The sequence below is a fragment of the Pantoea sp. X-Soil-MYKO-1289 genome (assembly GCF_059730625.1).
Genome location: NZ_AP036004.1, coordinates 1,286,854 through 1,311,230, shown reverse-complemented (window position 1 = coordinate 1,311,230; position 24,377 = coordinate 1,286,854). Strand labels below are relative to the sequence as shown.

The 24,377-nt window shown below is 61.3% G+C and carries 23 protein-coding genes, 3 tRNA genes and 1 other RNA gene; 11 read left to right on the top strand and 16 right to left on the bottom strand.

Features of this window, described 5'->3' with window-relative positions:
* Positions 1 to 19: 19 nt before the first annotated feature.
* Positions 20 to 172, bottom strand: a complete 153-nt coding sequence (locus AC6I7Z_RS06295) for an AcrZ family multidrug efflux pump-associated protein (RefSeq protein WP_497813535.1) — start codon at positions 170 to 172, stop codon at positions 20 to 22.
* A 134-nt stretch (positions 173 to 306) separates the two neighbouring features.
* Between AC6I7Z_RS06295 and modE the strand changes: the two genes are divergently transcribed.
* The 6 genes from modE to gpmA all read left to right on the top strand — a co-directional run bounded on the left by modE (position 307) and on the right by gpmA (position 7,001).
* Complete coding sequence (gene modE, locus AC6I7Z_RS06290) at positions 307 to 1,089, top strand: molybdenum-dependent transcriptional regulator (protein ID WP_497813534.1); 783 nt, start codon at positions 307 to 309, stop codon at positions 1,087 to 1,089.
* A 76-nt stretch (positions 1,090 to 1,165) separates the two neighbouring features.
* Complete coding sequence (gene modF / locus AC6I7Z_RS06285) at positions 1,166 to 2,638, top strand: molybdate ABC transporter ATP-binding protein ModF (RefSeq protein WP_497813533.1); 1,473 nt, start codon at positions 1,166 to 1,168, stop codon at positions 2,636 to 2,638.
* 233 nt (positions 2,639 to 2,871) lie between these two features.
* Complete coding sequence (galT, locus tag AC6I7Z_RS06280) at positions 2,872 to 3,921, top strand: galactose-1-phosphate uridylyltransferase (protein ID WP_497813532.1); 1,050 nt, start codon at positions 2,872 to 2,874, stop codon at positions 3,919 to 3,921.
* Positions 3,915 to 5,060 (top strand): galactokinase, encoded by a 1,146-nt coding sequence (galK, locus tag AC6I7Z_RS06275; RefSeq protein WP_497813531.1) that lies wholly within the window; start codon positions 3,915 to 3,917, stop codon positions 5,058 to 5,060. The genes galT and galK overlap by 7 nt, the downstream gene beginning before the upstream one ends.
* Positions 5,054 to 6,088, top strand: coding sequence for a galactose-1-epimerase (gene galM, locus AC6I7Z_RS06270; protein ID WP_497813530.1), 1,035 nt, complete (start codon positions 5,054 to 5,056; stop codon positions 6,086 to 6,088). Before galK ends, galM begins: the two co-directional genes overlap by 7 nt.
* A 160-nt stretch (positions 6,089 to 6,248) precedes the next feature.
* Positions 6,249 to 7,001: a 2,3-diphosphoglycerate-dependent phosphoglycerate mutase gene (gene gpmA / locus AC6I7Z_RS06265; RefSeq protein ID WP_033751646.1), complete on the top strand. Its 753-nt coding sequence runs from the start codon at positions 6,249 to 6,251 to the stop codon at positions 6,999 to 7,001.
* Positions 7,002 to 7,280: 279 nt separating this feature from the next.
* Here the strand turns inward: gpmA and aroG are convergent, their stop codons facing one another.
* Positions 7,281 to 8,333, bottom strand: a complete 1,053-nt coding sequence (gene aroG, locus AC6I7Z_RS06260; RefSeq protein ID WP_286872473.1) for a 3-deoxy-7-phosphoheptulonate synthase AroG — start codon at positions 8,331 to 8,333, stop codon at positions 7,281 to 7,283.
* Positions 8,334 to 8,621: 288 nt separating this feature from the next.
* Here aroG and AC6I7Z_RS06255 point away from each other — a divergent pair, with 288 nt between their 5' ends.
* The 4 genes from AC6I7Z_RS06255 to zitB all read left to right on the top strand — a co-directional run bounded on the left by AC6I7Z_RS06255 (position 8,622) and on the right by zitB (position 13,638).
* A complete protein-coding gene (locus AC6I7Z_RS06255) occupies positions 8,622 to 8,978 on the top strand; it encodes a YbgS-like family protein (RefSeq protein ID WP_497815407.1) in 357 nt (118 codons plus the stop codon).
* An 88-nt stretch (positions 8,979 to 9,066) separates the two neighbouring features.
* Positions 9,067 to 9,648: a response regulator gene (locus AC6I7Z_RS06250; RefSeq protein WP_497813529.1), complete on the top strand. Its 582-nt coding sequence runs from the start codon at positions 9,067 to 9,069 to the stop codon at positions 9,646 to 9,648.
* Positions 9,630 to 12,689, top strand: coding sequence for a hybrid sensor histidine kinase/response regulator (locus tag AC6I7Z_RS06245; protein ID WP_497813528.1), 3,060 nt, complete (start codon positions 9,630 to 9,632; stop codon positions 12,687 to 12,689). The genes AC6I7Z_RS06250 and AC6I7Z_RS06245 overlap by 19 nt, the downstream gene beginning before the upstream one ends.
* A complete protein-coding gene (zitB, locus tag AC6I7Z_RS06240) occupies positions 12,679 to 13,638 on the top strand; it encodes a CDF family zinc transporter ZitB (protein WP_497813527.1) in 960 nt (319 codons plus the stop codon). The genes AC6I7Z_RS06245 and zitB overlap by 11 nt, the downstream gene beginning before the upstream one ends.
* On the opposite strand, the gene pnuC is transcribed toward zitB, so the two are convergent.
* The 3 genes from pnuC to AC6I7Z_RS06225 form a co-directional block, all read right to left on the bottom strand.
* Positions 13,632 to 14,354, bottom strand: coding sequence for a nicotinamide riboside transporter PnuC (gene pnuC / locus AC6I7Z_RS06235; RefSeq protein ID WP_497815406.1), 723 nt, complete (start codon positions 14,352 to 14,354; stop codon positions 13,632 to 13,634). The two genes, zitB and pnuC, sit on opposite strands and share 7 nt — an antisense overlap.
* Positions 14,355 to 14,364: 10 nt before the next feature.
* Positions 14,365 to 15,426, bottom strand: a complete 1,062-nt coding sequence (nadA, locus tag AC6I7Z_RS06230; RefSeq protein ID WP_497813526.1) for a quinolinate synthase NadA — start codon at positions 15,424 to 15,426, stop codon at positions 14,365 to 14,367.
* Between the two features lie 127 nt (positions 15,427 to 15,553).
* Positions 15,554 to 16,084: a methylated-DNA--[protein]-cysteine S-methyltransferase gene (locus AC6I7Z_RS06225; protein ID WP_497813525.1), complete on the bottom strand. Its 531-nt coding sequence runs from the start codon at positions 16,082 to 16,084 to the stop codon at positions 15,554 to 15,556.
* Positions 16,085 to 16,241: 157 nt separating this feature from the next.
* Between AC6I7Z_RS06225 and AC6I7Z_RS06220 the strand changes: the two genes are divergently transcribed.
* A complete protein-coding gene (locus AC6I7Z_RS06220) occupies positions 16,242 to 17,714 on the top strand; it encodes an AlkA N-terminal domain-containing protein (protein WP_497813524.1) in 1,473 nt (490 codons plus the stop codon).
* Positions 17,715 to 17,937: 223 nt separating this feature from the next.
* Here AC6I7Z_RS06220 and AC6I7Z_RS06215 read toward each other — a convergent pair.
* From AC6I7Z_RS06215 to ybgC, 11 genes are all read right to left on the bottom strand, one after another.
* A non-coding RNA gene (locus AC6I7Z_RS06215) (RtT sRNA) lies at positions 17,938 to 18,072 on the bottom strand.
* Positions 18,073 to 18,117: 45 nt separating this feature from the next.
* Positions 18,118 to 18,193, bottom strand: a tRNA-Lys gene (locus tag AC6I7Z_RS06210).
* A gap of 42 nt (positions 18,194 to 18,235) precedes the next feature.
* A tRNA-Lys gene (locus AC6I7Z_RS06205) sits at positions 18,236 to 18,311 on the bottom strand.
* A 68-nt stretch (positions 18,312 to 18,379) separates the two neighbouring features.
* Positions 18,380 to 18,455 (bottom strand) — tRNA-Lys (locus AC6I7Z_RS06200).
* A 166-nt stretch (positions 18,456 to 18,621) separates the two neighbouring features.
* Positions 18,622 to 19,425 carry a cell division protein CpoB gene (gene cpoB / locus AC6I7Z_RS06195; RefSeq protein ID WP_497813523.1) on the bottom strand — a complete coding sequence of 268 codons (804 nt, stop codon included), beginning with the start codon at positions 19,423 to 19,425 and terminating at the stop codon, positions 18,622 to 18,624.
* 9 nt (positions 19,426 to 19,434) lie between these two features.
* Entirely contained in the window at positions 19,435 to 19,959 is a 525-nt protein-coding gene (gene pal / locus AC6I7Z_RS06190) for a peptidoglycan-associated lipoprotein Pal (protein ID WP_312111482.1), read from the bottom strand.
* 63 nt (positions 19,960 to 20,022) lie between these two features.
* Positions 20,023 to 21,318, bottom strand: a complete 1,296-nt coding sequence (gene tolB / locus AC6I7Z_RS06185) for a Tol-Pal system beta propeller repeat protein TolB (RefSeq protein ID WP_033751678.1) — start codon at positions 21,316 to 21,318, stop codon at positions 20,023 to 20,025.
* Between the two features lie 115 nt (positions 21,319 to 21,433).
* Entirely contained in the window at positions 21,434 to 22,777 is a 1,344-nt protein-coding gene (gene tolA / locus AC6I7Z_RS06180; RefSeq protein ID WP_497813522.1) for a cell envelope integrity protein TolA, read from the bottom strand.
* A 27-nt stretch (positions 22,778 to 22,804) separates the two neighbouring features.
* Positions 22,805 to 23,233 (bottom strand): colicin uptake protein TolR, encoded by a 429-nt coding sequence (gene tolR, locus AC6I7Z_RS06175; protein WP_033751683.1) that lies wholly within the window; start codon positions 23,231 to 23,233, stop codon positions 22,805 to 22,807.
* A gap of 13 nt (positions 23,234 to 23,246) precedes the next feature.
* Positions 23,247 to 23,933 (bottom strand): Tol-Pal system protein TolQ, encoded by a 687-nt coding sequence (gene tolQ / locus AC6I7Z_RS06170; RefSeq protein ID WP_033751685.1) that lies wholly within the window; start codon positions 23,931 to 23,933, stop codon positions 23,247 to 23,249.
* The gene (gene ybgC, locus AC6I7Z_RS06165; RefSeq protein ID WP_033751687.1) at positions 23,930 to 24,334 is read right to left on the bottom strand and encodes a tol-pal system-associated acyl-CoA thioesterase; all 405 of its coding nucleotides are present in this window, start codon (positions 24,332 to 24,334) and stop codon (positions 23,930 to 23,932) included. The genes tolQ and ybgC overlap by 4 nt, the downstream gene beginning before the upstream one ends.
* Positions 24,335 to 24,377 lie beyond the last annotated feature (43 nt).

The following is a 24,377-nucleotide window of genomic DNA, read 5'->3' as shown; positions in this document are numbered from 1 at the left end:
TTGAGCGGGCGTCGTAAAATCAGCGCGGGGAGCGTGAAGCGTGTTCGCGGCGGCCAAATTTCGAGATGACGTTGAACACCTCGCCCAGACCATAAATCAGGCCCAGCATAATCGCCATCACCACCGGCACCATAATCACCGCTACAGCAAGGCTTTTTAACAGTTCCAGCATGGAAGTCTCACTCAGCAAAGCAAAAAAGTGATTGTAACGTCTGAGGAAAAAAACGCACTGCCCTTTTCGTGCTTTTACTTTTTACACCGCTCCCCGCTATGATCGTTGCATTCACACCTTCTGGAGACGCCACTATGCAGGCTGAACTTTCCCTCTCCATCCGGCTGCAGCAGAAGCTGTTTGCCGATCCGCGCCGTATGGCGTTACTGAAACGCATCCGCGAAACCGGCTCTATCAGCCAGGGCGCGAAGCTGGCGGGCATCAGCTACAAAAGCGCCTGGGACGCGATCAATGAGATGAACCAGCTGGCTGACGAAACCCTCGTAGAGCGCGCCACCGGCGGCAAAGGCGGCGGCGGCGCACGACTGACACGCTATGGCGAGCGGCTTATCCAGCTATTCCAGCTGCTGGAGCAGATTCAGCAAAAGGCGTTCGACGCGCTGCAAAACGACGCGGTGCCGCTCGACAGCCTGTTGGCGACCATCGCGCGTTTCTCCCTGCAGACCAGCGCGCGCAACCAGCTGTTCGGCACGGTGGTGGCCCATGACCAACAGCATGTGGTGCAGCATCTTCAGGTGCGGCTCGCCGACGGCGCCACCCTGCTTAACGTGGCGCTGACCGAGCGCAGCGTGGCGCGCCTGCAGCTCGAGGCGGGCAAAGAGGTGCTGGTGCTGATCAAAGCGCCATGGATTCAGGTGAGCCGCGAGGCGTCGCAGGCGGATAACCAGCTGAGCGCGCAGGTGAGCCAGATTGAACCCGGCGATGAGATGAGCGAAGTGCTGATGACGCTGCCGAGCGGCGAAACGCTCTGCGCCACGCTCTCTAACCAGCAGGTGCAGCAGCAGAATCTGCAGCCGGGCGACCCCGTCACGGCAAGTTTTAACGCCGAACACGCGATTATCGCTACGCTGCTCTGACCTGCGCGCCATGATTTGACTTCGCTGACGGCACTGGGTACAACCCGATATTACAGTGCATAAAATGGAATATATCATGGCATTATTGCAAATTTCGCAAGGCACGTTTCGTCTTAGCGCCACCCGATTGCTGAACCTGAACGATCTGCGACTGACGGGCGGCCAGAGCTGGGGCTTCGTCGGCGCCAACGGCAGCGGCAAATCGTCGCTGGCGCGCGCGCTGGCAGGCGAGCTGGCGCCGGAAAAAGGCGCGTTCGCCAGCCGGTTCGCACGCCCGACGCGCCTGTCGCTGGAACAGCTGCAAAAGCTGGTCGCCGACGAATGGGAACGCAACAACACCGATCTGCTGAGCGAAGGCGAAACTGATACCGGGCGCACCGCGCTGGAGATTATCCAGGATGAGGTGCAGGACGAGGCGCGCGCGCAGGCGCTGGCGGAGCGGTTCGCCATTGGCTACCTGCTCGATCGGCGCTTTAAATACCTCTCAACCGGCGAGACGCGCAAGGTGCTGCTCTGCCAGGCGCTGATGAAACAGCCCGATCTGCTGATCCTCGACGAGCCTTTCGACGGCCTCGACGTCGCCTCGCGCGCCAGCCTGACCGAGACGCTGGCGAACCTGCAGCAGCCCGACGTCGCGCTGGTGCTGGTGCTCAATCGCTTTGACGACATCCCCGATTTTATTCAGCAGGTCGGCGTGCTGGCGGAGTGCACCCTGACTCACGTCGGCGCGCGTGATGCGATCCTGGCGGAGGCGCTGGTGGCGCAGCTGGCGCACAGCGAACGGCTGGAGGGGATGGCCCTGCCGGAGCCGGATGCGCCCGACCAGCTGCCGCCGCTGGCGCAGGATACGCCGCGCGTCGTTCTGCGCAACGGCATGGTCTGCTACAACGACAAAGCGGTGATCAACGGGCTGAGCTGGCAGGTCAACGCCGGTGAACACTGGCAGATCGTCGGGCCTAACGGCGCCGGAAAATCGACGCTGCTGAGCCTGGTGACCGGCGATCATCCTCAGGGCTACAGCAACGATCTCTGGCTGTTCGGCACTAAACGCGGCAGCGGCGAAACTATCTGGGATATCAAACAGCATATCGGCTACGTCAGCAGCAGCCTGCATCTGGAGTATCGCGTCAGCGTCAACGTGCGCACCGTGATCCTCTCCGGCTTCTTCGACTCCATCGGCCTCTACCAGGCGGCGTCGGAGCGGCAGAAGGCGCTGGCGCGGCAGTGGCTGGCGCTGCTCGGCATGAATAACGCGCTGGCCGACGCGCCCTTCCATAGCCTCTCCTGGGGCCAGCAGCGGCTGGTGCTGATCGCCCGCGCGCTGGTGAAGCATCCGGCGCTGCTGATCCTTGACGAACCGCTGCAGGGGCTGGATCCCATCAATCGCCAGCTGGTGCGCCGCTTCGTCGATATTCTTATCGGCGAAGGCCGCACCCAGCTGCTGTTTGTTTCGCACCACGCGGAAGACGCGCCGCGCTGCATTACCCATCGCCTCAGCTTTGTGCCTGCCGCCAAGGGCTACGTCTACCAGCAGGAGAGCCTGGATTAACCCCCGCGACGCCGCCCGGCGGCGTCCGCTCACCTCGCCAGCATTCGTGATGTAACCGCTACCATTGCTTCGCCCTTTTAACCGCTATATTCGCAAGCAAAAGGCTTTGAATAAGAATTTTCAGCTTGTGTAAACGATTCCATTTATCCAGACTTGATCACGCTTTACCGCGCGCTGATGTGCTACTTTTTAACCCTGCCTGTCTGGCTTTTTGACGTTAACCAGGACTCAACATGGAAAAATTTAACCCGGTCGATCATCCGCATCGCCGTTACAATCCGCTGATCGATCAGTGGATCCTCGTTTCGCCCCACCGTGCCAAACGTCCCTGGCAGGGCGCGCAGGAAACCCCTTCGCAAGAGCAGCTGCCGGCGCACGATCCCGACTGTTTCCTCTGCGCGGGCAACACGCGCGTCACCGGCGACAAAAACCCTGATTATAAAGGCACTTACGTTTTCACTAACGATTTCGCCGCGCTGATGACCGATACGCCGGAAGCGCCGGAGAGCAGCGACGTGCTGATGCGCTGCGAAAGCGCGCGCGGCACCAGCCGGGTGATCTGCTTCTCGCCCGACCACAGCAAAACGCTGCCGGAGATGTCGCTGCCCGCGCTGGAAGAGGTGGTTAAAACCTGGCAGGCGCAGACCGCCGATCTCGGCCAGCACTATCCCTGGGTGCAGGTTTTTGAAAACAAGGGCGCGGCGATGGGCTGCTCCAATCCCCATCCGCACGGCCAGGTATGGGCCAACAGTTTCCTGCCTAACGAAGCGCAGCGTGAAGATGAGCATCAGCGCGCCTACTACGCCGCGCACGGCTCGCCAATGCTGGTGGACTACGCCGCGCGCGAGCTGAACGACGGCAGCCGCACCGTGGTGGAGACCGAACACTGGCTGGCGGTGGTGCCTTGGTGGGCGGCCTGGCCGTTCGAGACGCTGCTGCTGCCGAAAGCCCATATTAAACGCCTCAACGATCTTTCGCCGGAGCAGAGCGCGGATCTGGCGAAGGCGCTTAAGCAGCTGACCAGCCGCTACGACAACCTGTTTCAGTGCTCTTTCCCCTACTCCATGGGCTGGCACGGCGCGCCGTTCAACGGCGAAGAAAACCATCACTGGCAGCTGCACGCGCACTTCTACCCGCCGCTGCTGCGCTCGGCTACGGTTCGCAAATTTATGGTCGGCTACGAAATGCTGGCTGAAACCCAACGTGATTTAACGGCGGAACAGGCGGCAGAACGCCTGCGCGCCGTTAGCGATATTCATTTCCGCGAGGCACAACAATGTTAAAAACCACCACGCAGCAGATTTTCAACGAAACCTTCGGCTATGCCCCGACCCACACCATTCAGGCGCCAGGCCGCGTCAACCTGATTGGCGAACATACTGACTACAACGACGGCTTCGTGCTGCCGTGCGCCATCGACTACCAGACCGTTATCGCCTGCGCGAAGCGCGACGACCGCCAGGTGCGCGTCGTGGCGGTGGATTATGATAACCAGCAGGACAGCTTCTCGCTCGACGCGCCGATCCTCAGCGTGAAAGAGCCGATGTGGGCCAACTACGTGCGCGGCGTGGTGAAACACCTGCAGCAGCGCGACGCCAGCTTCGGCGGCGTCGACATGGTGATCGCCGGCGACGTGCCGCAGGGCGCGGGCCTTAGCTCGTCGGCGTCGCTGGAAGTGGCGGTCGGCACCGTGTTTCAGCAGCTTTATCATCTGAAGCTCGACGGCGCGGCTATCGCCGTCAACGGCCAGGAAGCGGAGAACCAGTTTGTGGGCTGCAACTGCGGCATCATGGACCAGCTGATCTCCGCGCTGGGCAAGAAAGATCACGCCATGCTGCTCGACTGCCGCACCCTCGGCACCCGCCCGGTTTCAATGCCGAAAGATGTCGCGGTGGTGATCATCAACTCCAACTTCCGCCGCAATCTGGTGGGCAGTGAATACAACACGCGCCGCGAGCAGTGCGAAACCGGCGCGCGCTTCTTCGCTCAGCCGGCGCTGCGCGACGTGGATATCGATCAGTTCAAAGCGGTGGAGCATGAGCTGGACCCGCAGGTGGCGAAACGCGTGCGTCACGTGCTGACAGAGAACGCCCGCACCCTGGAGGCGGCCGACGCGCTGAGCAAGGGCGACCTGAAACGCATGGGCGAGCTGATGGCGGAATCGCACGCCTCGATGCGCGATGACTTTGAAATCACCGTGCCGCCGATCGACGCGCTGGTCGAGATCGTCAAGGCGGAGATCGGCGATCGCGGCGGCGTGCGCATGACCGGCGGCGGCTTTGGCGGCTGCGTGGTGGCGCTGATGCCGTTCGATCTGGTGGATCGGGTGAAGGCGGCGGTGGCGCAACAGTACGAAGCGAAAACCGGCATCAAAGAGACCTTTTACGTTTGCACCGCCTCAGAAGGAGCGGGCCAATGCTAAGCGACGTGAATTCACACGCGCCAGACGGTCAGCCCTGGCGTATTACCGTGCTGCGCAACGCCGGCGGCATGGTGGCGACCTTTATGGACTGGGGCGCCACCTGGCTGTCGGCGCGCGTGCCGATGCGTGACGGCAGCGTGCGCGAAACCCTGCTCGGCTGCGCCACGCCGTCCGACTATCTGCATCAGGACGCCTACCTCGGCGCCACCATTGGACGCTACGCCAACCGCATCAGCAAGGCGACGCTGACGCAGCAGGCTATTCAGCTCGCGGCGAATCAGGGCGAGCACCAGCTGCACGGCGGGCCGCAGGGCTTTGACAAGCGCCGCTGGCAGATCGTCAGCCAGAGCGAGAACAGCGTGGTTTACCGCCTGGACTCGCCGGACGGCGACCAGGGCTATCCCGGCAACCTGCTGGCGCAGGTGCGCTATGAGCTGGACGACGACAACTGCCTGTCGATCAGCTATCAGGCGGAGGTCGATCGGCCCTGTCCGGTCAATCTGACCAACCACGCCTACTTTAATCTTGATGCGCATCATGGCGACGCGCGCCAGCATCGCTTACAACTGCTGGCCGAACACTATCTGCCTGTCGACAGCGAGGGGATTCCCAACGCGCCGCTGAAAGCGGTGGCGGGCACCAGCTTCGATTTTCACACGGGCAAGATTGTGGCGCAGGATTTTCTCGCCGACGCCGATCAGCAGGCTGTGAAAGGTTACGATCACGCCTTTCTGCTCGACAGCGCCGGCGACGCCAGCCAGCCAGCCGCGCATCTCTGGTCTGCCGACGGCGAACTGCAGCTGACCGTGACCACTGCCGCGCCCGCGCTGCAGTTCTATACCGGCAACTATCTGGCGGGAACGCGCGCGCGCGAACAGAAAAGCTATACTGCTTTCCAGGGCATTGCGCTGGAGAGCGAATTTTTACCCGATTCGCCGAATCATCCTGAGTGGCCTCAGCCCTCATGCTGGCTGCAGCCGGGCGAGCGCTGGGAATCGGTGACGCGCTACCGCTTCACGCCGCGCTGAGCCGCCTGAAAAACGCGCAGTGCGTCGCCGACAGGCTTACACCCTGCGCCGTTTTCCGCTATGGTATGGCGCTATCCATGTGCCGCCGGGCGCGCGCGTCGGGTTGGTTGCAGCAAAGTTTCCATTATCGTAGAAACATCAAAGAGTTAAGGAGTTAACTATGGCCGTAACTAAGCTGGTTCTGGTCCGCCACGGCGAAAGTCAGTGGAACCAGGAAAACCGCTTCACCGGATGGTATGACGTGGATCTTTCTGATAAAGGTCGCACCGAAGCCAAAGCAGCCGGTCAGCTGCTGAAAAAAGAAGGTTTCGTCTTTGATTTCGCTTACACCTCCGTGCTGAAACGCGCCATTCACACTCTGTGGAATGTTCTTGATGAGCTGGATCAGGCCTGGCTGCCGGTAGAGAAATCCTGGCGTCTGAACGAGCGTCACTACGGTGCGCTGCAGGGTCTGGATAAAGCGGAAACCGCGGCCAAATATGGCGACGATCAGGTGAAACAGTGGCGTCGCGGCTTCGCGGTGACACCGCCGGAGCTGGATCGCAACGACGAGCGTTTCCCTGGCCACGACCCGCGCTATGCGAAGCTGAGCGCTGAGCAGCTGCCAACCACCGAGAGCCTGGCGCTGACCATCGATCGCGTTATCCCTTACTGGAACGAGAGCATTCTGCCGCGCATCAAGAGCGGCGAGAAAGTGATCATCGCGGCGCACGGCAACTCGCTGCGCGCGCTGGTGAAATACCTCGACAACATGAGCGAAGATGAGATCCTCGAGCTGAACATCCCGACCGGCGTGCCGCTGGTGTATGAGTTCGACGAGAATTTCAAACCGATCAAACACTACTATCTGGGTGATGCCGACGAGATCGCAGCGAAAGCCGCCGCCGTCGCTAACCAGGGTAAAGCAAAGTAAGCGCGAGCTGAAATCTAAAAAGGCCAGACAATGTCTGGCCTTTTTTATGGCTACGGATTTGGCGCTGACGCGAACAGCATAAACCGATCGCAAAGACGCAAAAGACGGCATCCCTGCCAGCTCGGCACGCGCCGATATGCACCTCATCCCTGAGGTGCGCCCGTAAACGGGCCAACGCGCTGCGTTGTTCAAAAATGCTCCCGGCATTTTTGTCCCTGGCGTGTGACGCTTTGCTCTCGGTTTATGCCATTCGCGTTTCAAGCATCTCGCCGTTGTTAATCAGCCGCGGCGCTGCTTCACGGCGGCGGCCAGCTGGCGCAGCACCTTGTCGGTGTCAGACCAGCCGATGCAGGCGTCGGTGATGCTCTTGCCGTAGACCAGCGGCTCGCCGCTCTCGAGGCTCTGGTTGCCCTCGACAAGATGGCTTTCGATCATCACGCCGATAATGCCGCGCTCGCCGCCAGAAATCTGCGCCGACACGTCATCCGCCACTTCCAGCTGCTTCTGATACTGCTTGCTGCTGTTGGCGTGGCTGAAGTCGATCATCACCTGCGGCGGCAGACCCGCCTTCTCCAGCCCGGTTTTCACCGCGCTAACGTGCTGCGCGCTGTAGTTCGGCTCTTTGCCGCCGCGCAGAATAATATGGCAGTCCGCATTGCCGCTGGTTTCGACAATCGCCGAATGGCCATACTTGGTCACCGACAGGAAACAGTGCGGCGAACCGGCGGCGTTGATGGCGTCGATAGCCACTTTAATGGTGCCGTCGGTGCCGTTCTTGAAGCCGACCGGACAGGAAAGCCCTGACGCCAGCTCGCGATGCACCTGCGATTCGGTGGTGCGTGCGCCGATAGCGCCCCAGCTCATCAGGTCCGCCACATACTGCGGCGTGATCATATCGAGAAACTCGCCCGCCGCCGGCAGGCCGCTGTCGTTGATCTCCAGCAGCAGCTGGCGCGCCAGGCGCAGGCCGTCGTTCAGCTGGAAGCTGCCGTCCATATAGGGATCGTTAATCAGCCCTTTCCAGCCGACGGTGGTGCGCGGCTTTTCAAAATAGACGCGCATCACCACTTCCAGCTCGCCTTTTAGCTCGTCGCGCAGCTTCAGCAGGCGCGAGGCGTACTCTTTCGCCGCCTGCGGATCGTGAATCGAACAGGGGCCGATCACCACCAGCAGGCGATCGTCCTCGCCCTGCAAAATCTGGTGGATAGCGTCGCGCGCGCGAGCAACGGTGCGCGCGGCATTATCGGTAGCGGGAAACTTTTCCAGCAGCGCAACGGGAGGCAGCAGCTCTTTAATATCCCGAATACGTAAATCATCATTCTGGTAATTCATAAATCATTCCATTTATTCCTGGCCCAACGCGCGTCGGGCACAACCCGTCCAATTTATCCCGTTGCGCCCGGAGTGTAAATTCAGGGCGCGTCTTAAATGCATGTGTGAGATTTGCATTTATAGGGTTCTCTACTAGGCTTTTACATGTAAGCACTGAGGAACGCTTCGCTTACATTATTTATCCCTTCCGGACGACCTTTGGGTGAAATTAAATTTCGCCGGAACCTCTTTGCGTCAAACTGCACCATCGGGTTCAAAACAGCAGCTATCATTGATTACAGGAGCATAATGATGAATAAGTTTGCATTTATTTTTCTGACGGCAGCAATGACTTTAGGCAGCGGCGCGGCGATGGCCGACAATAACGGCACGGCCAACCAGGCGGCTGAAGCAGGCGCGGCAGCGGGCGGCGCAAAACAGAATCTGCCGCCGAATAACGTCGACAACAGCAAAATCAATAATACCGGCACCAATACCAATCCTGCGGCTAACGGCGGCACCACCAGCGGCAGCAATATGTCTGCCAATGAGATGGACCAGAATAGCCAGTGTAAAGACGGCAAATGCCCTGATATTAACAGCAAGGTGCAAACCAAAGAGGGCGGCGGCACAGTCGACCGCAAAACTGACGGCACCTCGCAGTAATATCTTCTGGAGAGCTTCGGCTCTCCATTATTTTTCTCTGCGTTAACTTCCGCTATGCTGGGGCAATGAATTCTGTCAGGAAACGTTCATGGCCTCGCTGTTGTTAATAGACGATCATCCGCTGGTCGAAGTGGCGCTGGAAGCCGCGCTCGATCGGGCACCCTTCCCCATCCTTTTACGTTCCGCCGCCAGCGAACAGCAGGCGCGCCAGCTGCTGACGCAGCCCACCGACATTATCGTGCTGGATATCGGCCTGCCGGACGGCGACGGGCTGGAAATCCTGCGTCGCCTTAAGATCCATTTTCCGCAGATCCCCGTGCTGATCTATTCGGCGCAGCAGAGCAGCCACTATGTGCGCAGCGCGCAGGCGCTGGGCGCGGCGGGCTACGTGGTTAAAAGCCAGCGTATGGAGCAGCTGCTGAGCGCGATCCTCGCGGTGCTGGGCGGCCAGCTCGCCTTCCCGCCTGAGGTGACCGCCCCCGCCCTGCCGCTCACCAGCAAAGAGCAGCAGGTGCTGGCGCTGCTGGCGACCGGCCTCTCGAATCTTCAAATCGCCGAGCAGCTGCATATCAGCAATAAAACCGTCAGCACCCATAAAAAGAACATTCTGGAAAAAACCGGCGCGCGCTCGGTGGTGGAGCTGGCCGACCTGTGGAAAGCGCAGCAGTGAGGCGTTTCCTGCTGCTGCTGTTGCTCTCTCTGACGGCCACCCTGGCCTGCGCCGAACTGCGGCCGGTCAGCAGCCTGGATCTGCCGATGATGATGCCGGTCAGCGGCGCCGACGCGATGCAGGGAAAGACGCTGCGCGTCGGCCTGCTGGAGGAGAGCAACGCGCCCTGGACGATGCGCGTCGGCGACGAGCTTTACGGCCTGGACGCCGACGCGCTGGCCGCCCTGCACCAGCTTACCGGCGCCCGCTTTACGCTCAGGCTGTTCGCCGATCGCGCGCAGCTGATGGCGGCGCTGCAGAGCGGCCAGATCGATTTTGCGCTGGGCGCGCTGCCGAACCCGCTGCCGGCGGGCGTGCTGCACAGCGAAAGCTGGTTCAGCAGCCCGCTGCGCATCTATCGCAGCCAGCGCAACGCGCGCGCCGTGATGTTCAACAGCGAGAACGCGCAGCTTGCCATTAGCCAGGTCACGCTGGCGCAGCTGCCGACGACGGTGGCGCAAAAGCATCGCTGGCGCACCTACAGCAACGACCTGCAGGCGATTTCGACGCTGCTGAATCAGCAAAACGACTATGTGGTGGCGGATGAGATCAGCGCCAGCTTTCTGCTCAGTCAGCTGCAGCAGGGCGAAATCTATCAGATCGCCTCGCAGCTGGATGTCGGCCAGCTAACGCTGCGCGCCTTCGCCCGCGACGCCGCGCTGATCGACTGGCTCAACCAGAGCCTGCGCCAGCTGCCCGCCGAGCTGGCGACCAGCCTGCAGTCGCGCTGGGGCGCCCCGCTGCCGCGCTATCAGGATACGCAAACCCTGATGCTGAGCGCGGCGGAGCGCGCCTGGCTGAGCGCCCATCCGGTGATCTACTACGCCGCGGAGAGCGACAACGCCCCCTGGAGCTACCGTGACGGCAACGGCGCGGCGCGCGGCTACAGCGTCGATCTGCTGAACGCCATCGCGCAGAGCAGCGGCGTGCGCTTCGCGCCGCGCTGGGTCGCCGGCCCGCAGCAGGCGGACGAACTGCTGGCGCAGCGTCAGGTGATGCTGCGACTGACGCAGCCGCTCAGCGGCGACGCGGCACAGAACGCCACGCTGCCGGTCTGGCGCGCCCTGTGGGGCATCTACAGCCGGCGCGACGCCAGCTTCAGCCGCTGGCACGATCTGGCGGGCAAGCGGGTCGGCATGCTGCGCGATGACGTCGCGACGCGGCTGCTGCCGCCCGAAGTGACGCCGCAGGTGTTTGCCGATCGCGCCAGCCTCTACGACGCGCTGGCGAGCGGACAGATCGACGCGCTGGCGGATAACGTGCTGTCGGCGCGCTGGCGCATCGCCGCGCGCTACGGCGATCGGCTGCGTCTCGCCTTCGCCGCCAGCGATATCGCCTGGCCGGTGGCGCTGGGCGTCGCTCCCGACCAGCCGCTGCTGCGTCCGCTGATCAACCGCGCGCTGCAGCAGATCCCCGTTGATACGCAGCGGCAGATGCGCGACGGCTGGCTGACGCCGCCGCAGCCGGGCAATGCGATGACGATGCGCGCGCTGCCGCAGCTGGTGCTGGCCGCAGCGGGCGCGGCCATCGTCGTGCTGCTGCTGCTACTGGCGCGCCGCTACTGGCAGCAGCGGCGCGAACGTCTTCAGCGTCAGCAGGCCGAGCGCGCCAACGCGATGAAAAGCCAGTTCCTCGCCACCGTCAGCCATGAGCTGCGCACGCCGATGCAGGCGATCCTTGGTCTGCTGGAGCTGGAAAAAGCGCGCTCCGCCAACCTGTCGCTGGTTTACAGCAGCGCCCGCTCGCTGCTGACGCTGCTGAACGATCTGCAGGATCACGCGCGCATCGAGAGCAACAGCTTTACCCTCGCGCCGCGTCCGCTGGCGCTGGCGGCGTGGCTGGCGCAGCAGCAGCGCTTTTATCATCCGCTGATGCGCGCCGGCGGCCCGACGCTCATCGTCGAGACGCTGACGCCGCTGCCGGAGCGCGTGCTGATCGACGCGGATCGGCTGCAGCAGGTGATCAACAACCTGATGACCAACGCCCTGAAGTTTACCGCTCAGGGCGAGATACGTCTGACGCTCGCCGCCGATGAACAGCTGATCTTCACCCTGCGCGACAGCGGCAGCGGCATTCCGCCGGAGGAGCAGCCGAAGCTGTTCGATCCCTGGTATCAGGCGCCGTCGGGCAAGAAGGTGTCGGTGCAGGGCAGCGGCCTGGGCCTGTTTATCTGCCGGGAGATCGTGCAGCGCATGGGCGGCGATATCGCGCTGCGCTCGCAGCCCGGCCGCGGCACCGAGGTCACGGTGACGCTGCCGCTGGAGCGCTGCGAGGCCGCGCCGCAGGAGAGCGCCGTGCTGCCGCGCTACGCCGCGCTGCGCTGCGCCATCGTCGACGATCACCCGGCCAACCTGATGGTGCTGCAGCAGCAGCTGGCGCGCTTCGCCGTCGAGGCGGACTGCTTTGCCGACGGGCGCGCCCTGCTGCGCGCGGATGCCGAACAACCCTACGATCTGCTGTTTATCGATCAGATGATGCCGCGCCCGGACGGCCAGCTGCTGCTGCGGCTGCTGCGCCGCCGCGATCGTCAGCGTCAGCGAGCGGCGCTGCGGGTGCTCTGCTCCGCCGACGCGCAGCTGCTCAGCCTGCCGCTGCAGGCGAATGAGCGCGTGCTGATTAAGCCGGTGCAGCTCAGCGATCTCGCCGCGCTGCTGGCCCATTTCGATCGCGATCCGCTGGCGGCGCTGGATGACAACCTGCGCCAGCTGGCGCAGAGGAGCGAGAAGTTTCTGGCGCGGCTTAGCCAGACGCTGCGCGACGCGCTGAACAACGACGTGGCGCGCATTACGGCGGCGCGCGCGGCGCGCGACTGGCCGCAGCTGGCGGAAGCGGCGCACCGCATGAAGGGAAGCTGGCTGCTTATCGGCCTGGAGCAAGGCGCCGAACTCAGCCAGCGGCTGGCGGATCGCGCCAGAGCGCAGCAGGACGCGCCGGATGACTGGGATTTGCTACTATTACTCACCAACAGGTTACTGATAAAACTGGACTCTTATGGCTCATAACCACGCTCACAGCGCGCCGGCGGGCAATCGTAAACGCCTCGCGGCCGCTTTCGCCGTGACGGCAATCTTTATGCTGGCGGAGGCGATCGGCGGCTGGATCTCCGGCTCGCTGGCGCTGCTGGCCGATGCCGGGCACATGCTTACCGACTCCGCTGCGCTGCTGATGGCGCTGCTGGCGGTGCAGTTCGCCCAGCGCAAGCCCAACGCCCGTCATACCTTCGGGCTGCTGCGTCTTACCACGCTGGCGGCCTTCGTCAACGCCATCGCCCTGCTGGTGATTACCGCGCTTATCGTCTGGGAGGCGCTGCGTCGCTTTTACCAGCCGCAGCCGGTGACCGGCGGTTTGATGCTCGGCATCGCCGTGGCGGGCCTGCTGGCCAATATGCTGTCGTTCTGGCTGCTGCACCACGGCAGCGAAGAGAAGAACCTCAACGTGCGCGCCGCCGCGCTGCACGTTATGGGCGACCTGCTGGGTTCGGTTGGGGCGATTGTCGCCGCGCTGATTATCCTCTATACCGGCTGGACGCCCATCGACCCAATTCTGTCGCTGCTGGTGTCGCTGCTGGTGCTGCGTAGCGCCTGGTCGCTGCTGCGCGAGAGCCTGCACGAGCTGCTGGAGGGCGCGCCGGAGGTGATCGACGCGCAGAAGCTGGCGCGCGACCTGACGCTGAATATTCCAGAGGTGCGCAACGTGCACCATGTGCACGTCTGGCAGGTCGGCGAGAAGCCGGTGGTGACGCTGCATGTGCATGTGATCCCGCCATACGACCACGATGCGCTGCTGCAGCGTATCCACCGCTATCTGCACCAGAAGTATCAGATTGGACACGCCACGGTGCAGATGGAGTATCAGCCGTGCGCCACGCCCGACTGCGAGCTGGGCTTCGACGGCGGCTCAGCGACGGCGCATCACCATCATCATCACGGCGAACAGGCGCACCATCACTGACGCGCCAGCGCGCGCGAGCCGTGCTGCCGCGCGCTCGCTATCCACAGGCGCGAGCCGTTAAGGGCGATCAGCGTCAGGATGGCGTACTCCAGCGACATGGCGTACACCCCCTGGCGCGCGAAGATCATCACGCTGATGACGTTGATCACCACCCACAGCAGCCAGTTTTCAACATATTTGCGCGTCATCAGGATCATCGCCACGATGGAGAGCACCATCATGCAGGCGTCCCAGAACGGAAAGGCGTCGGGCTGCAGCGTCGGCATCGCCACCTGCAGGCCGAGCGCGTTCATCAGCGACACGGCGATCTGCGTCAGGAAGGCGAAGACCCTGTCGATATAGCGCGTCATCAGCGCAATGGCAACGACGCACACCGCGCCCCATCCCAGCGCCTTCGGCAGCGGCAGCCAGCGGATTTTCAGCGCCGCCTGGCGATCGTCGGTCTGCCGGCTCCAGGCGTACCAGCCATAAACGTTGGCGACGAAAAAGAAGATCTGCAGCAGCAGGCTGGCGTAGAGCTGGATCTGGAAGAAGATGGCGGCGAACAGCGTGACGTTGATCAGGCCGAACGGATAGTTGATCACTTTTTCCAGGCTGGCGAGCCAGATGCAGAGCAGACCCGCCAGCGTGCCGATGGCTTCAATCCACGAGAGATCGTAGCCGCCCGCGCCAAGCGGGATATGAACCAGGATATTGCTTGTGCTGAAAAAATCCATCATCGGTTCCTCAGGCGTTCCCTTTTACCTTCAGTTTGAGATCCGCAGCGAAAGAGAGCATGCGGTTGAGCGGCAATAATGCCGCCTCGCGCAGCGCGGCATCAACCTCTATTTCATGCTGCGCGCCGCCCTGCTCCAGCCCCTCGGCGATAGCTTTCAGGCCGTTCATCGCCATCCACGGGCAGTGCGCGCAGCTGCGGCAGGTCGCCCCTTCGCCTGCGGTCGGCGCTTCCAGCAGCGTTTTTTCCGGCACCGCCTGCTGCATTTTGTAGAAGATGCCGCGATCGGTCGCCACGATCATCTGCGGATGCGGCAGCTGCTGCGCCGCCTGGATCAGCTGGCTGGTGGAGCCGACCGCGTCGGCGAGATCGACCACCGCCTGCGGCGATTCCGGATGCACCAGCACCGCCGCGTCGGGATAGAGCGCTTTCATGCGCAGCAGCGCCTGGGTTTTGAATTCGTCATGCACGATGCAGGCGCCCTGCCAGCAGAGCACGTCCGCGCCGGTTTTCTGCGTGACGTAGCGGCCGAGATGGCGGTCCGGCGCCCAGATGATTTTTTCGCCCAGGCTGTCGAGATGGTCGATCAGCTCCACCGCGATGCTGGAGGTGACCACCCAGTCGGCGCGCGCTTTGACCGCCGCCGAGGTGTTGGCGTAGACCACCACGGTGCGGTCAGGATGGGCGTCGCAGAAGGCGTTGAATTCGTCGATGGGGCAGCCGAGGTCGAGCGAGCATTCCGCCTGCAGCGTCGGCATCAGCACGGTTTTTTCCGGGCTGAGGATTTTGGCGGTTTCGCCCATAAAACGCACGCCCGCCACCAGCAGCGTTGACGCCGGATGCGCGCTGCCGAAGCGCGCCATCTCCAGCGAGTCCGCCACGCAGCCGCCGGTCTCTTCCGCCAGCGCCTGGATTTCCGGGTCGGTGTAGTAGTGCGCCACGATAACCGCGTCGCGCTCTTTTAGCAGTCGTTTGATTTTGCTGAGGTAAAATTCTTTTTCGTCGCCGCTGAGGCGCGCGGGCTTCGCGGGAAAGGGCCAGGCCGCGCTGTCTGTTTCGAATAAAGCACTCATTACACCGCTCTCGTTTTATTAAATGAACGAAAATCGCTTAAGACGGCGAAAACTGACGTTCATTCCGCCATCGTGTTTTATATGCTAAACACGATAGCGGAAACGCGCGGCGGTGTCGTGATCTTTTTTAGACGCGCGGCGGCGAAGGCTCCCCGGCGAACAGCGGCAGCACGGCCGCCTTTTGCGGCATTTCCAGATCCAGCAGGAAGGCTTTGACCTCCAGACCGCCGGCAAAACCGGTCAGCTTGCCGTTGGCGCCGATGACGCGATGGCAAGGCGCGACGATAGAGATCGGATTTCTGCCGTTCGCCGCGCCGACCGCGCGCACCGCCTGCGGATGGCCAATCTGGCGGGCGATTTCGCTGTAGCTGCGCGTTTCGCCGAAGGGGATCGCCACCAGCGCGTTCCACACTTTTTTCTGAAACTCGGTGCCGACGAAGTCGAGCGGCAGCGTGAAGCAGCGGCGCTCGCCGGCAAAGTACTCCCGCAGCTGGCGCTCCGCCTCGATCAGGATCGGATGCGACTCGTCGCGCGTTTGCGGCAGAAAGCGCGCGCCGTGCGGGTCGTCGTTTTTCCAGAGTATGCCTGCGAGTCCGCGATCGCTCGCCACCAGTTTCAGTTCGCCCACCGGCGTGGAGACAAGTTTGTAGTGATACATGATGCCGTTCTCCCTGTTTGAGACATCCGCTATTGTCGCATTTTGGCCACGGCGCGCTGGCCGTTTTCGGCCATCAGACTAAACTGCTTTGCTGTCCGAAAACAGCGAGTCTGCATCAGAACGCGGGTATAGGCTTTGTTTATTTGCAGGAGTCACTATGTTCGATCCTGAGATTGCTTATCAGGCGCTCACCTCGCGCGATACCCGTTTCGACGGGGTGTTTTTCGTCGGCGTCACCTCGACCGGCATTTACTGTCGCCCTGTCTGCCCGGTGAAAGCGCCGCAGCAGAAGAACTGTCTGTTTTTCGCCAGCGCCGAAGCGGCGGAGAAGGCCCATTTCCGCCCCTGTTTGCGCTGTCGCCCTGAGCTTGCGCCGGGCAACGCGCCGGTCGATCAGTCCCACCGCGTGGCGGACAGGCTGATTCAGCGCATCGAGGAGGGCATGCTGGAGGAGAGCGAGGGGCTGGAGGCGATCGCCGCCGAGTTTGGCGTCAGCCTGCGCCAGCTGCGCCGCATCGTGCAGCGGGAGCTGGGCGTGTCGCCGCTGGAGCTGAAGCAGACGCGGCGCATGCTGCTGGCGAAGCAGCTGCTGACGGAGACGCAGCTGCCGGTGACGGATGTCGCCTATGCCAGCGGTTTTAGCAGCCTGCGGCGCTTTAACGATGTGTTTCAGGCGCGCTACCGCATGACGCCGAGCGCGCTGCGCAAGGGTGTCAGCGCCTCGACGCGCGCGCAGCCGGGCGACAGCACCACCCTGCTGATGGTCTATCGTCCGCCCTATGACTGGGAGGCGATGCTGGCGTTTTTGCAGACCCACCTGATGAAAGAGGTCGAGGCGGTGCAGGATGGCGCGTATCGGCGCACCGTGGCGCTGGGCCGCTGTCGCGGCTGGGTTAGCGTGGCGCACCTGCCGCAGAAGCGCGCGCTGCAGCTGACCTTTTCCACCTCGCTGACGCCGGTGCTGCCGCTGCTGCTGCGCCGCCTGCGCGATCTGTTCGACCTTAACGCGCAGCCGCAGCTTATCGCCGCCCGACTGGCGCAGGATGCGCTGCTGGCGCCGAGCCTGGCGCGCAATCCGGGCCTGCGCGTGCCAGGCGCATTTGACGCCTTTGAGCTTGGCGTGCGCGCCATTATCGGGCAGCAGGTGACGGTGAAGGCCGCAACCACCGTGAGCAGCCGTTTTGCCGCCGCCTTTGGCGAGCCCTGCGTGACCCCTTTTGCCGACCTGACGCGCTACGCGGCGCTGCCAGAGCGCGTCGCCAGCCTGACGGTGGACGACGTTGCGCCGCTCGGCATCGTGAGCGCGCGCTCGCGCGCCATTATCGCCTTTGCGCAGGCGTGCGCCGGCGGTTCGCTGCGCTTTAACGCCACGCAGTCGCCGGAGACGGTGATGAAGCAGCTGGTGGCGCTGCCGGGCATCGGGCCCTGGACGGCGCACTATATTGCGATGCGCGCCCTGCGCTGGCCGGACGCGTTCCCCAAGGAAGATATCGCCATTCGTAATAATCTCGGCGGCCTGAAGCCCGCCGAGGCGGAGGCGCGTTCGCAGCAGTGGCGTCCGTGGCGCAGCTACGCGGTGATGCATATCTGGGAGAATCTCACCGTAGCAAAAGCGAAGAAAGAATCTTAACGAGGCGCGGATAGCCATAGCTGCAGGTATAGTGCGCGGCGCAGAGGTAGCGAGCGCGATCGCAAAGGAAACCCACCTCCCTGTGGGTCGGCCTCGCCTTCCTGGCTCGGACGCTTTGCTCTTCGGATCCGTTAGCCCTGCACCAGGGTGACTATGGAGTGGCTTTAAGAAACGGCATAGCGCAGAAACGAAAAAAGCGCCCATAGGGCGCTTCTTTCTGAATTGGTGGGTCGTGCAGGATTTGCCTCGGCCCGTCCGGGGCCTCGCCCTTCGGGTGATGCGCTACATCAGCCTGAATCGCTCCCGGCGATTCAGTCGAACCTGCGCAGGTTCTCATCCTGCACGTCAGACATCTCAGCGTGCCTGAACGAAAAAAGCGCCCATTGGGCGCTTCTTTCTGAATTGGTGGGTCGTGCAGGATTCGAACCTGCGACCAATTGATTAAAAGTCAACTGCTCTACCAACTGAGCTAACGACCCCTTGGGGCTTACAACCCGCAAACCTGAAGCCTGCGTAAAAGATGGTGGGTCGTGCAGGATTCGAACCTGCGACCAATTGATTAAAAGTCAACTGCTCTACCAACTGAGCTAACGACCCATCTTTAGGTTGTGAAGCGATGCTGAAGTTTCGCAGCAACAGAGAAGAAAACCTGTTCGCTGAGAAGATGGTGGGTCGTGCAGGATTCGAACCTGCGACCAATTGATTAAAAGTCAACTGCTCTACCAACTGAGCTAACGACCCATCTTCAGGCTTGCCAGACACATTTGCATTCTGTCCCGGCAACGGCGGCATATATTACTGATTTACCGAGGTAGCGCAACCCTTATTTTCCGCCAGCGGCGTCAACTGCTTACCTTTCATGCTGCCAGACCAGAAATCAGGCAAAATCCGGTGCTGGCTGCACAAATTACAGACCGTCGAGACGTTTTTGCGCTTGCTTCGCCGAATCGGTATTGGGGTAAAGTTTTATCACCTGCTGGAAAACGGCTTTGGCTTTCGCCGTATCCTTTTTCTCCTGCATGATAACGCCAACCTTTAGCAACGCTTCAGAAGCCTTCGGCGACTTAGGGTAATTTTTCACCACGGTGGCGTAATAGTACGCCGCGTCGTCTTTTTTACCCTTGTTGTAGTTCAACTGCCCCAGCCAGTAATTGGCATTCGGCTGGTAGGTTGAGTCAGGATAGCGCTTGACCCACGCCTGCAGCGCGACAATCGCCTGATCGTACTGTTTTTTTTCCAGAATCAGCGCCACCGCGGCGTTATAGTCGCTGTTGGCGTCGCCGCTCTGCACCGGCGCGCCTGAGGAGGCTGCCGCCGCGTCGCCTGCGCTTGCCGCTGCGCCCGTATCGGCGCTCGCCGCCGGCGCATCTGCGCCGCTTTGCGCCGCGCCGTTCGCGCCGCTGCTGCTCAGGCTGTCGATCTGCTGATAGAGCTGCTTCTGCCGCTCGATGACCTGATTAAGCTGGTAGCTGTTTTGCTGGATTTGCCCGCGCAGCGAATCGATATCGCTTTGGTTGTCGCTCATCTGCTGCTGCAGTTGCTGCAGAAGCTGAGCCTGGGCGTTGGAAATGCGTTCAAGAGTGGTGACGCGGTCTTCGACCGAGCCAGAGCCGACGTTACTGATTGATGCCTGGGCATTAGCGGCCCAGGGGGCCGCTACGCCAACCAGTAACGACAGACCCAACAGGTGAAGTCTGAAGTTACTAATCATGTGATTCTCTTAGTAGACCAGAACGGCACGACGGTTTTTAGAGTAAGCCGCTTCGTCATGACCCAGAACAGCCGGTTTCTCTTTACCGTAAGAGACGATAGACATCTGGTCAGCCGACACGCCTTTGCCCTGCAGGTACATCTTCACGGCGTTAGCGCGACGCTCGCCCAGTGCGATGTTGTATTCCGGCGTGCCGCGCTCATCCGCGTGACCTTCGATGGTCACTTTGTATGACGGGTTGCTGCGCAGGAAGGCTGCGTGCTGGTCCAGCATCTGAGCGTAGTCAGACTGCACGTCATATTTGTCCAGACCGAAGTAGACGATGTTGTTCTGCTGCAGCTGCTGCATCTGCAGACGCGCCTGCTCGTCAGAAGACATGTTGCCGCTGCCGTTCATGCCAGCACCGTTGCCGTAAGCGCCGTCAGCGCCCATGCCAGTCTGGTCGTTGTTGTTGTTTTTGTGTGAGCTACAAGCGGCTACAGCCAGAACCGGCAGAGCCAGCATCAACCCTTTCAGCACTTTGTTCAGTTGCATTTTGTTATCCTGTTATATTGTTTATCATACATTTAACCCCCTGCTGCGCAGGGGACCTATGCATTACAGATACGGCGACCAGGCAGGTGATTTTACCTGTCCATCAGTTGCCGGAAGACGCGCTTTGAAACGCCCATCTGTTGATACCAACTGCAACACGGAACCCATCCCCTGAGTAGAGCTATAGATTACCATCGTGCCGTTAGGAGCCAGACTTGGCGATTCATCCAGGAACGTGCTCGTTAACGTTTGAACGGCTCCCGTTACCAGATCCTGTTTGGCGACATGCTGAGCGCCACCGGCGCTGCTGATCATCACCATAGTTTTACCATCGGCAGAGACGTCCGCATCCTGGTTTTGCGAGCCTTCCCAGGTAATACGCTGTGGCGCACCGCCGTTGATACCAATTTTATAGATTTGCGGCGCGCCAGCCTGATCCGAGGTGTAAGCCAGCGTCTGGCTATCCGGGAACCAGCTCGGTTCAGTGCTGTTGTAGCGACCGTCGGTAATTTGACGCGTCTGGCCAGAAGCCAGATCCATCACATAGAGATTCAGACTGCCCGTTTTCGACAGTGCGAAAGCGAGTTTAGTCCCATCCGGCGAGAAGGCCGGCGCGCCGTTGTGACGCGGGAAAGAGGCAACCTGACGAATTGCGCCGTTTGACAGCGTCTGCACCACCAGCGCCGATTTACCGCTTTCAAACGTCACATAGGCCACTTTGCTGCCGTCTGGCGACCAGGCCGGAGACATCAACGGCTGCGGCGAGCGATGCACGACAAACTGGTTAAAGCCGTCGTAGTCTGACACGCGCAGTTCATACGGGAACTGGCCGCCGTTGGTCTGCACCACGTAGGCGATACGGGTGCGGAACGCGCCTTTAACGCCCGTCAGCTTCTCGAACACTTCGTCGCTGGCGGTGTGCGCAGCATAGCGCAGCCACTGTTTGGTGACTTTGTAAGAGTTCTGCGCCAGAACGGTGCCCGGCGCGCCGCCGGTGTCCACCAGCTGATAGGCAACCTGATAGCTGCCGTCTGGATTAGAGGTGACCTGACCGACAACCACCGCATCGATACCCAGCGCGCTCCAGGCGGCAGGCTGTACTTCCTGCGCGCTGGTCGGCTGCTGCGGCAGACGCGAACGATCGATTGGATTGAATTTACCGCTGTTGCGTAAGTCAGCGGAGACGATGCCGCCCACATCTTCAGGCGCGGCGCCTGAGCCCGCCCATTTAAAGGGCACCACACCAATTGGGCGCGCGGTGTTTACGCCCTGCGTAATTTCAATGCGTACTTCTGCGTGGAGCATTGCAGCCCACAGCAGAACAAAAAAACCTAAGGTTACACGAAGTGCCTGCTTCATCTTTTCTCCCTTACCTGAACCTGAGTTCATGATAATTCGCACAGTTCCTGAAAAACACGAGTATTCATCAAATACGGCAAGCTAACCTTAGTCCAACCTGCCGTGGGTTACTGCATTATTCCGGTTTGAAACGCATTGGCGCGTTTTTAAACACTTCATACACTGCTTGCGATGGCGGCTTAGGAATGCGAGCCTGCTTCGCGGCAGCGATCGCCGCCTGGCATAACGCCGGGTCGCCGCCTTCAGATTTGACGTCAATCAGCAAACCATCCGGCGCCAGCTTGATACGCAGGTTACACTCTTTCCCCTTATAAGTATCAGCATCGTAGAAGCGGCTCTGAATCGCGCCCACGACCTGCCCCAGATAAGAGTTAATCTCTGCGCCCGACGCGCCGGCTTTCTTCTGATTGCCCTGCCCTGCCGCGCCGCCGCCGGCCGCGCCACTTTTCGGCGCATTCTTACCAGAGGTCAGGCCGCCAAGCAGATCGTCGACGTCACTGCTGTTTTTCGCCGCTTCCGCCGCCGCTTTTTTCTTCGCGTCGGCGGCGGCCTTGGCTTTCGCCGCTGCGTCAGCTTTGGCTTTGGCGGCCGCATCAGCTTTCGCTTTCGCCTCGGCCGCCGCTTTCTCTTTCGCGGCTTCCGCTTTTTCTTTCGCGTCCTGAGCGGCTTTCTCTTTCGCTTCCTGAGCCGCCTTCTCTTTGGCTGCTTCGGCTTTCTCTTTCGCTTCTTCGGCCGCTTTAGCTTTCGCCTCCTGCGCCGCTTTGGCTTTCGCCTCCGCTGCCGCTTTCGCCTTCGCATCAGCTGCCGCTTTCGCGTCGGCCACCGCTTTCTCTTTGGCGGCGGACGCGGCGGCGGCTTTCGCCTGCTCTTCCGCTTTTTTCTTCGCGTCGGCGGCGGCCTGTTTCGCCTGTTCTTCCGCCTTCTGCGCCGCCTCGGCAGCCGCTTTGGCCTGCGCCTGCGCTTCCGCTTTCGCATCGGCTTTGGCCTGCGCCTGCGCTTCCGCTTTCGCATCGGCTTTCGCCTGCGCCGCAGCCGCCTCGGCCGCTTTCTGCTGCTCCTGCGCCGCTTTAGCCGCCGCTTCCGCCTGTTTCTGCTGTTCAGCCTGCGCTTTTGCCGCTTCCTGCGCCTGCAGACGCTCTTTTTCCAGCGCCTTCAGCCGCTGCTGTTCCGCAGCCTGCTTCTGCTGCAGCTCTTCAGCCTGCTGCTGCGCCTGCTTCTCACGCTGCTGCTCGGCGCGCTGGCTGTCGCTTTTCTGGTTCTGCTGACGGTTGTACTGCTCGACCACGGCGCCGGGATCGACCATCACCGCGTCAATATCGCTGCCGCCGCCTCCGCCGCTCGCCTCAATGTTCTCGTTGAAGGAGCTCCAGATCAGCAGGGCGATCAGTACCACGTGCAGAGCCACCGATATAATTATCGCGCGCTTTAACTTCTCGTTTTGCTCGGTTGCCTTCGACACACTCGGTTCCCAAAAAACGGTTCGACTTTAAATCGGCTGCGTCATCAAACCGACAGATTTAACGCCTGCCTGATGCAGCAGGTTGAGCGCTTTAATAATTTCGTCATAGGGCACATCCTTGGCGCCGCCGATTAAAAAGACGGTTTTCGGATTCGCCTCGATGCGACGCTGCGCCTCGCTCACCACCTGTTCCGGCGGCAACTGCTCCATGCGATCGTGATCCACCACCAGGCTGTACTGACCGACGCCTGAGACCTCAACGATCACCGGCGGATTATCGTCGCTGGAGACCGTTTTCGAATCGGTGGCGTCCGGCAGGTCCACTTCTACGCTCTGAGTAATAATCGGCGCTGTCGCCATAAAGATCAGCAGCAGCACCAGCAGGACGTCGAGCAGCGGAACGATATTAATTTCCGATTTCAGGTCGCGGCGGCCGCGACCACGTACTCTGGCCATGGGTTACCTCCGCTTACTTCGCGCTGTCGCTGGAGAAGGCCTGACGGTGCAGGATGGCCGTGAACTCTTCCATAAAGTTGTCGTAGCCCTGCTCCAGCTTGTTAACGCGCTGGTTCAGTCGGTTGTAGGCCATAACCGCCGGAATCGCGGCGAACAGGCCGATCGCGGTGGCGATCAGCGCTTCGGCGATGCCCGGCGCAACCATCTGCAGCGTCGCCTGCTTGACCGCGCCCAGCGCGATAAAGGCGTGCATGATGCCCCATACGGTGCCGAACAGGCCGATGTAGGGGCTGATAGAGCCGACGGTGCCGAGGAAAGGAATGTGATTTTCCAGCGTTTCCAGCTCGCGGTTCATCGAGATGCGCATCGCGCGGCTGGCGCCTTCCACCACCGCTTCAGGCGCGTGGCTGTTGGCGCGGTGCAGGCGAGCGAACTCTTTAAAGCCGGCGTAGAAGATCTGCTCTGAACCGCTCAGCTCTTCGCGGCGTCCCTGGCTCTCCTGATAGAGACGCGACAGCTCGATGCCGGACCAGAACTTATCTTCAAAGGCTTCCGCCTCGCGTCCCGCCGCGTTCAAAATACGGGTGCGCTGAATAATGATGGCCCAGGAGGCAATGGAAAAGCCGATCAAAATCAACATGATAAGTTTGACCAGAAGGCTTGCCTTCAGGAACAAATCAAGAACGTTCATGTCAGTCACTGCTTGAACTCCGCGACAATAGACTTGGGAAGCGCAATCGGCTTCATAAGATGTGGGTTAATGCAGGCAATCAGGACTTCTGCTTCATTCAGGACTCTGCCTTCTGCATTCACGATACGCTGGGAAAATGTCATGGTTGCGCGCGTCATAGCGGTGACTTCGCTCTGGATCTCCAGAAGGTCGTCAAGACGCGCCGCCGCAACATAGTCCACCGTCATGCGCCGCACCACAAAAGAAACCTGCTGTTCCAGCAGCGTTTGCTGATTGAAATGGCGCTGACGCAGCATTTCGGTACGTGCTCGTTCATAAAAAGCGATATAGCTGGCATGGTAAACCACGCCACCAGCATCGGTGTCTTCGTAATAGACCCGAACCGGCCAGCGAAACAGCGTTGTACTCACTCTACATCCCGGTCTCGTTTTTAAACGTTGCTACTATACGCAA